Source organism: Paenibacillus luteus, from assembly GCF_006542765.1.
Classification (GTDB): domain Bacteria; phylum Bacillota; class Bacilli; order Paenibacillales; family Paenibacillaceae; genus Pristimantibacillus; species Pristimantibacillus luteus.
This window is the reverse complement of the sequence record NZ_SKCD01000025.1, coordinates 93318-101771: the sequence shown is the minus strand read 5'-3', so window position 1 is coordinate 101771 and position 8454 is coordinate 93318. Positions and strand designations below refer to the sequence as shown.

Annotated in this window: 8 protein-coding genes, 1 tRNA gene and 1 rRNA gene; all 10 read left to right on the top strand. The window is 46.5% G+C overall.

Going from position 1 to position 8454, the window contains the following annotated elements; genetic code table 11:
* The first annotated feature begins 143 nt into the window (after positions 1-143).
* The 10 genes from rrf to E0496_RS35905 all read left to right on the top strand — a co-directional run bounded on the left by rrf (position 144) and on the right by E0496_RS35905 (position 8453).
* Positions 144-260: ribosomal RNA gene (gene rrf / locus E0496_RS20205) — 5S ribosomal RNA — on the top strand.
* A gap of 86 nt (positions 261-346) precedes the next feature.
* On the top strand, positions 347-1540 hold the full coding sequence (locus E0496_RS20200; RefSeq protein ID WP_141503633.1) for a GNAT family N-acetyltransferase: 1194 nt from the start codon (positions 347-349) through the stop codon (positions 1538-1540).
* 145 nt (positions 1541-1685) lie between these two features.
* Complete coding sequence (gene guaB, locus E0496_RS20195) at positions 1686-3143, top strand: IMP dehydrogenase (RefSeq protein ID WP_141503632.1); 1458 nt, start codon at positions 1686-1688, stop codon at positions 3141-3143.
* A 156-nt stretch (positions 3144-3299) separates the two neighbouring features.
* A complete protein-coding gene (locus E0496_RS20190; protein ID WP_241674903.1) occupies positions 3300-4619 on the top strand; it encodes a D-alanyl-D-alanine carboxypeptidase family protein in 1320 nt (439 codons plus the stop codon).
* A gap of 128 nt (positions 4620-4747) precedes the next feature.
* Complete coding sequence (pdxS, locus tag E0496_RS20185) at positions 4748-5629, top strand: pyridoxal 5'-phosphate synthase lyase subunit PdxS (protein WP_141503631.1); 882 nt, start codon at positions 4748-4750, stop codon at positions 5627-5629.
* Positions 5630-5706: 77 nt separating this feature from the next.
* Positions 5707-6291 (top strand): pyridoxal 5'-phosphate synthase glutaminase subunit PdxT, encoded by a 585-nt coding sequence (pdxT, locus tag E0496_RS20180; RefSeq protein ID WP_141503630.1) that lies wholly within the window; start codon positions 5707-5709, stop codon positions 6289-6291.
* A gap of 48 nt (positions 6292-6339) precedes the next feature.
* Positions 6340-7626, top strand: a complete 1287-nt coding sequence (gene serS / locus E0496_RS20175) for a serine--tRNA ligase (protein ID WP_141503629.1) — start codon at positions 6340-6342, stop codon at positions 7624-7626.
* Between the two features lie 83 nt (positions 7627-7709).
* Positions 7710-7798 (top strand) — tRNA-Ser (locus E0496_RS20170).
* A 115-nt stretch (positions 7799-7913) separates the two neighbouring features.
* On the top strand, positions 7914-8261 hold the full coding sequence (locus E0496_RS20165; protein ID WP_141503628.1) for a hypothetical protein: 348 nt from the start codon (positions 7914-7916) through the stop codon (positions 8259-8261).
* A 15-nt stretch (positions 8262-8276) separates the two neighbouring features.
* Positions 8277-8453 (top strand): hypothetical protein, encoded by a 177-nt coding sequence (locus E0496_RS35905; protein WP_175598092.1) that lies wholly within the window; start codon positions 8277-8279, stop codon positions 8451-8453.
* Position 8454: the final 1 nt, after the last annotated feature.

The following is an 8454-nucleotide window of genomic DNA, read 5'->3' as shown; positions in this document are numbered from 1 at the left end:
ATGTGTGGAGCTGACGAATACTAATCGGTCGAGGGCTTATCCTAAACACGTTTACTGTGACCCATACATCCGGTAGACAGCAGCGACAAGGCTTCAGCAAGCCTAATCTTTCGTATCCAGTTTTCAGCGTGCAACACGCTACGTTTGGTGGCGATGGCGGAGGGGAACCACGCGTTCCCATACCGAACACGACCGTTAAGCCCTCCAGCGCCAATGGTACTTAGACCGCAGGGTCTTGGGAGAGTAGGACGTCGCCAAGCACGAGAGACCTATCGCATGTGATGCGATAGGTTTTTTTGTTGTTTTCCGGTATTATAAAACAATAAGGAATTAGGAGGCTGATTAAGTGGAGAAAGCTATTGAAATCAAACATATGAGCATTGAACATTTTGACGAGAGCATGGCGTTGTCGCAATTTGCTTTTCAATATAAGAAGTCTGCCGATGAGTTGGAGCGGTCCAAAGAGCAGTTCGCTGCTGAGCCGACTGTAAGATATGCTGCCTATGTGGATCAACAATTCGCTGCACAAGCTGCAGTACTGGAGCTGCAAGCCTTTATCGGCGGGAAGCGATTTGATATGGGCGGTCTTGCGGGAGTTGCCACATGGCCAGAGTATAGAAGACAGGGCTTGGTAGCGCAAATTCTGGTTCAATCATTGAAAGAAATGAAGGCCAAAGGGCAAACCGTTTCCTTTCTTCATCCCTTTGCGTTTGGTTTTTACCGTAAGTTTGGTTGGGAAACGTATACTGAAAATAAACTATATACGATAAAGACAGAGCAATTACCTGTTCGAAGCAAGTATGAAGGCCACATCGAGCGCTTTGGCGGGAGCCTTAACGAATTGAATGATCTATATGAAGCGTACGCTTCTAAGTACAATGGTTCTCTGGTTCGATCGGAGTTTTGGTGGAAATATCGCATAAATGTGAGAAAGCCGGGTCAGATTGTCCTTTACTATGATAAAAATGGCTCAGCCCTTGGTTATTTGATCTATGAAGTGAAGGATTATCGATTAAGTGTACATGAGCTCATCTATTTAAGTGAGCAGGCAAGAGAAGCGTTATGGTCATTTATTGCTCAGCATGATTCCATGATTAATGAGATTACCATTACTGTACCTTCCGATGATTTGCTTCCGTTTCAACTGTCGAATCCAAGAATCAAGCAGGAGATTATTCCGTACTTCATGGCTCGCATTGTAGATGCAGAGGCCTTTATATCTCAGTATGATTTTGAGGCTGCAAGCGAGGAAATTGAACTTTCGATTGAGCTTTCAGATGAGCATGCTCCTTGGAATAATGGATGCTATTTGCTGCGTATAGCTGCATCTGGGAAGGCCACTTTAAGCAAACATGGTGAAAATGAGAGGAAACTAGATGCAATTAAGCTCAATATTGGTTCGTTTACGGCCATGCTAATAGGCTATATGCGTCCGCTGCAATTGTCCCAAATCGGTCATATTCAGGGCGATATTATTGGGATTAAACGCTTACAAGAGCGTATTCCCGAACGAACGACATATTTACCTGACTTTTTCTAAAGAAATAGCGTTAATTCGATCTGTCAATTGGAGCATAAAGTGAATGCAACAAAGCTATTTATCAGCCTTGACAGCCTATACCCCCTCTGCTAATATTGCTAATAATATATGTGAGACGTACTTAAATTAAGGGAGGAACATACTCGTGTGGGAAACAAAATTCGCCAAAGAAGGGCTAACGTTTGACGACGTCCTGCTTATTCCGCGCAAATCAGAAGTGCTGCCTAGGGAAGTTGACATCTCGATTCGATTAAGCGAGAAGATTAAGCTAAATATTCCGCTCATTAGCGCAGGCATGGACACCGTTACAGAAGCCGCATTGGCGATTGCAATAGCGCGTGAGGGTGGTATCGGCATCATTCATAAGAACATGTCGATTGCACTGCAAGCGGAGGAAGTAGACCGCGTAAAACGTTCGGAGAGCGGCGTAATTACAAATCCGTTTTCGCTTACACCTGATCACCATGTTTATGACGCAGAAGAGCTGATGGGGAAATACCGCATTTCGGGTGTACCGATTGTTGATCAAGACAAGAAGCTTGTCGGTATTTTGACAAACCGCGACTTGCGTTTCGTACATGATTATTCCATTAAAATAAACGAAGTAATGACACGCGATAACCTGGTAACGGCTCCTGTCGGCACAACATTGCAGGAAGCTGAAGTGCTTCTGCAGAAGCATAAGATCGAGAAGCTGCCGCTTATCGATGAATCCAATACGCTCAAAGGTCTTATTACGATTAAAGATATTGAGAAAGCGATCCAATTCCCGAATGCGGCGAAGGATCAGCACGGACGCTTGCTTTGCGGAGCAGCGGTTGGGATTTCCAAGGACACGATGGATCGCGCGGAAGCATTGGTACAATCGGGTATTGATGTACTCGTTGTTGACTCGGCACATGGACACCACATCAACATTCTGGATGCGGTTCGCAAGCTGCGTGCTACTTATCCAGATCTTACGATCATTGCAGGCAACGTTGCTACTGGTGATGCGACTCGTGATCTTATCGAAGCAGGTGCTTCTGTTGTTAAAGTGGGTATCGGACCTGGCTCGATTTGTACGACTCGCGTTATTGCAGGAATCGGTGTTCCACAAATTACGGCGATTTACGATTGCGCAAGCGTAGCCCGCGAATACAACATTCCGGTTATCGCAGATGGCGGAATTAAGTATTCCGGCGACATTACGAAAGCAATTGCATCGGGAGCAAGTGCGATTATGATCGGAAGCTTGTTCGCAGGTACAGCTGAGAGCCCAGGAGAAACGGAAATTTTCCAAGGACGCAGCTTTAAGGTATACCGCGGGATGGGTTCCCTTGGCGCAATGAAGGAAGGAAGTAAGGATCGTTACTTCCAAGAGAATGAGAACAAGCTGGTACCGGAAGGCATTGAAGGTCGTGTGCCTTACAAAGGGCCACTTGCTGATACTGTGCATCAATTACTGGGCGGCTTGCGTTCTGGTATGGGTTACTGCGGTACGGCATCTTTGGACGAGCTTAAGAATGATACGCAGTTTGTTCGCATTACGGGTTCAGGCCTTCGTGAGAGCCATCCGCATGATGTGCAAATCACGAAAGAAGCTCCGAACTACTCTCTATAATTCTCATTTTTTGAATTGCATGTTAATTAGACAAGGAAAGGCGAGCGAATCGCTAATCCTTGTCTTTTTTTATGAAGGATTACTCATTTCTCTACTGCCTCCTAGAGGTTTAATTGTGAGGGTTTGATATGTTACAATTAACAACGGACAAACCAAGTGGGAAAAGGGGAGACGACGTTGAAGGATAAGGTAAGGCCGGTTCGGTTAAAGACGGTTATCGCTGCAAGCATGGCGGTATGGATGGTAATGCTGTCGCTTGGTTCTGCGGTAGTTATGGCAAATGGTTATGAAGGAAGGCCCAGCACGGAAAATACTTTAGGCTTGCAGGTTAAAGCTGCTATTTTAATTGACGCGGATTCCGGTCAAGTTTTGTATGAGGTAAATTCGGAGGAACCGCTTCCTGCGGCAAGCATGACCAAGCTAATGACGGAATATATCGTCCTTGAAGAAATTTCGAATGAGCGTCTATCTTGGGAAGAGGTCATTACAACGAGTGCGGAAGCAGCCTCTACCCCGCCAGACGGATCATCGGTATTTCTAGCACAAGGAGATCAACATACGGTTTTGGATTTGTATCGCGCTATGGCGGTAGGTTCTGCAAATGATGCAACAATTGCACTCGCTTCAAAAATTTCGGGCAGCGAGCAAGGTTTTGTTACGAAAATGAATGAAGTAGCGAAAGAACTAGATTTGAAAACAGCTATTTTTACAAGTGCAACGGGTTTATCAGAAAAAACGGTTATATCTGCGGCAGATATGGCGAAGCTGGCTCAGATTATTTTGAGAGAGCATCCGGAGTTTCTTGAATACTCTAAGCTGCAGGAATACAAATTCCGCGAGCGTGATAAAACAGCAATCGTTAACATTAACTGGATGCTTGGTACGAATGTAAATCAAAAAGGCTTGAAGCATTTGGCTTATGAAGGCGTGGATGGCATGAAAACCGGTTTCATCGATGCTGCTGGATATAACTTCACAGGTACGGTGAAACGCGGAGAGCAGCGCTTTATTAGCGTGGTCATGGATACCTCATCGAAGTCTGCCCGTTTCAATGAAACAGCGAAGATGTACGATTACGGATTTGCAACATTTGAGAAAAAAACGGTGCTCGCGCCAAAATCTGTGGTAGAAACAGTGAAAACGGTCAAGATTAAGAAGGGCAAGAAAAAAACATTGCCGATTGTGACCGATAAAGATATTACGTTCATGGTTAAAAAAGGCGTTGAGCCAAAAATTGAGGTTGTGTCGAGTGAAGTGAAGCCCGAGACCGAGCTTGTAGCACCTATTCCTGTAGGAACCGTCGTGGGTACAGTCACTTATAAATACACGGACGATGAGAGCAAGCAAGAGCTTACTCGTACGGTTAACCTCATTACGACGGAGGACGGCCAGAAGGCAGGCTGGTTCCGCCTGATGTTCCGCGCAATTGGAGATTTTTTCGCTGGATTGTTTAACGGAATCGTCAATTTGTTCTAATCCGAGTACTAAACAAGGAAATAAAGTAAATCAAGGCTTGTCGATTAATCTTGGTTCCTGTAAAATCAATGGTTAGAACAACTGCGGTAATATACATTTTATTGGATGAAAATAGGAGGATTTGAAGCATGGAAACAGGTACATCGCGCGTAAAACGCGGCATGGCAGAAATGCAAAAAGGCGGCGTCATTATGGACGTTATGAGCGCCGAGCAAGCAAAAGTAGCAGAAGCAGCAGGGGCAACAGCAGTAATGGCGCTTGAGCGCGTCCCTTCCGAAATTCGCGCAGCAGGCGGAGTAGCTCGTATGGCTGATCCGACAATCGTTGAAGAGGTTATGAAAGTTGTTTCTATTCCGGTTATGGCAAAGGCTCGTATCGGGCATTATGTAGAAGCTAAAGTGCTCGAGTCCATGGGCGTTGACTATATCGATGAGAGTGAAGTTCTTACTCCAGCAGATGAAGTGTTCCACATTAGCAAGCATGATTTTACCATTCCATTCGTGTGCGGAGCGAAAGACCTTGGAGAAGCTTTGCGTCGTATTCAAGAAGGAGCAGCAATGCTTCGTACAAAAGGTGAGCCAGGAACAGGCAATATCGTAGAGGCTGTTCGCCACCTTCGCTTGATCAACGGTCAAATCCGTAAAATTCAAGGTTTGTCGAAGGACGAGCTGTATCATGAAGCTAAGCTTCTTGGTGTAGCTTATGACTTGCTTCTTAACGTTCATGAGACAGGCAAGCTTCCAGTGGTTAACTTTGCAGCAGGCGGAGTAGCTACACCATCCGATGCGGCATTGATGATGCACCTTGGAGCAGACGGCGTATTCGTTGGTTCCGGTATTTTCACATCCGAGAACCCAGAGAAATTCGCTCGTGCCATCGTTGAAGCAACGACTCACTATCAAGACTACAAGCTTATTGCTGAAGTATCGAAAAACTTGGGAGCTGCTATGAAGGGGATCGAAATTTCCAAGCTAAACTCTTCAGAGCGCATGCAAGACCGCGGTATCTAATAGATGTAATATGCAGGTGCCGGCTTCGCGCGAATTGCGCTGCCGGCCCTTGCCCGTAAAGGAAGGCGAACAGAGCGATGAAGATAGGTGTACTTGCGCTTCAGGGCGCAGTGGCAGAGCATATACGAAGCTTGGAAGCGGCGGGCGCTGAGGCGGTCGCCGTTAAGCGGGTTGAGCAGCTGGATGAGCTGCAGGGACTTGTTATCCCTGGCGGCGAAAGCACAACCATCGGTAGACTAATGCGGAAATACGGTTTTATGGAAGCTATTGCGGATTTCTCCGCGCAAGGCAAGCCGCTGTTTGGCACATGCGCAGGACTTATCGTATTAGCTGACGAAATTGAAGGACAAGAAGACGCGCACCTGCGTCTCATGGACATGACTGTTGCGCGCAATGCCTTTGGCCGCCAGCAGGAAAGTTTTGAAACGGATTTATCGGTAAAGGGTATCGATGAGCCTGTACGCGCAGTGTTTATCCGAGCGCCACTAATCAAGAAGGTTGGTTCGGCTGTTGACGTATTGTCCACTTACCGGGACGAGATCGTAACGGCAAGGCAAGGTCATCTTCTAGCGGTTTCCTATCATCCGGAACTGACGGACGATCACAGACTGCATGCTTATTTCGTCGATATGGTGAAGGAAGCAGCGGCAAGCAAAGCATAAGCTTTTACAATAATAAAATTACTCCCTTCAGAGAGGGGCTTTTGAGTCGTGCTGGATGTTAAATTGTTAAGAAATGAATTTGAAAAGGTTGAGAGAGCACTGCTAGATCGGGGGGCTTCACTCGATCTTATTGCTAATTTCCCTGCGCTTGATACAAGGCGCCGTGATCTCATCCAAGAAACCGAGCAGTTAAAAAGCCGTCGTAACACGGTGTCTCAGGAAGTTGCCAAGCTCAAAAGAACAGGCGAAGACGCAGAATCACTCATTATTGAAATGAGGGAAGTCGGCGATCGCATTAAAGAGCTGGACGATGAGCTTCGTGAGCTGGATGTACAAGTGGTGGAGTTAACACAAGCCATTCCAAACATTCCAAGCGAAAGCGTACCGGTGGGCAAGTCTGAGGAGGAGAATGTTGAGCTTCGTAAGCATGGGGAAGTGCCGAGCTTCGAATTCGAGCCTAAACCGCACTGGGAGCTTGCTCAATCGCTTGGTATTCTCGATTTCGAACGCGCAGCCAAAGTAACAGGCTCGCGCTTTACGTTCTACCGTGGCCTAGGCGCTCGCCTAGAGCGTGCATTAATCAGCTTTATGATGGACCTGCATAGCGACAAGCACGGCTACGAAGAGATCCTGCCGCCTTATATCGTCAACCGTGATAGTCTGGTTGGCACCGGACAGCTTCCTAAGTTTGAAGAGGATCTGTTCAAAATCTCGGATTCGGATTATTTTCTGATTCCAACGGCTGAGGTTCCTGTAACGAATCTTCACCGTGAAGAGATTTTGACTGCGGATGAGCTTCCTAAATACTTTGTCGCATACAGCTCTTGCTTCCGTTCAGAGGCAGGTTCTGCAGGACGTGATACGCGCGGCTTGATCCGCCAGCATCAGTTCAATAAGGTTGAGCTGATCAAGCTGACGAAGCCCGAGGATTCGTATGACGAGCTGGAGAAAATGACGGCTAACGCGGAGAAGGTTTTGCAGATGTTAGACCTGCCTTACCGAGTTCTGACGCTTTGTACGGGCGATATGGGCTTTACAGCAGCCAAAACGTATGACCTTGAGGTATGGCTGCCGAGTGCAGGTACATATCGCGAGATATCGTCCTGTTCAAATGTCGAGGATTTCCAAGCTCGCCGCGCAGGCATTCGTTTCCGAAGGGATACGAAGAGCAAGCCGGAGTTCGTTCACACCTTGAATGGCTCAGGTCTTGCTGTTGGTCGTACTTTCGCAGCGATTATCGAGAATTTCCAGCAAGCAGACGGTTCTGTTATCGTACCGGAAGTTTTGCGTCCTTATATGGGTGGAATCAGCAAGATCGAAGCAAACAAGCTATAAAATTTTTTTTTGCCACACGGTCAAAATAGAGTTGCAATTTTATTTTGACCTGTGGTACAATATTTCTTGTGACAATTACATGTGGAGAGATACCGAAGCGGTCATAACGGGGCAGTCTTGAAAACTGTTAGGGTGCAAGCCCACGTGGGTTCGAGTCCCACTCTCTCCTCCATATTTTAATCAGACAAGCCGAGACGCTTAGCGTTTGGGCTTTTTTTGTTATTTCAGGTCTCGTATAAAATAAAGTCGCTCTTCGCATGTTATACGTTGTGGAGGTGCTTTATCAAATGGGTAAATCAGATGAGCTGCAAATGAACCAAGAAAACTTAGCAGATGCTTGGCGGCATACGCTGCCGGAAACACTAAATGAAGCAGATCGTTGCAAGGTGCTACCGGATGAGGCTGATGCGAAAGCACTGCGTGTGACCATTGATACTGCTGGTCATCAAATGTATTCATTCGACTTTAAAGTAACGTATGTAGACAGCCGTGAAGTGAAGGTTGAATTGATCGACGTGGAGAAGGATAAGGTATCGGTTGACGAACGAGGAGAAGCCATTCAAGAGTTAATCCAGGATTACACGAGACATTTGCATGAATGTGCGCAAGCGCTGCAGCGTTTGACGCATGTCTAGAGGAGACATTCACTTATGACAAAAGCTAAAGGGTTTGCGGATAAAAATTTGTCGAATGTGGTGGAGGCTCTGGATCATGAGGCAGTCAACAGCCATCATGCACAGCAGATGCAGCAGGATAAAAATGATCGGCGTCATCAGGACGAGCTAAACCACGATAAGCCAACCGATTTGTTGCACCAGAAAGATTAAA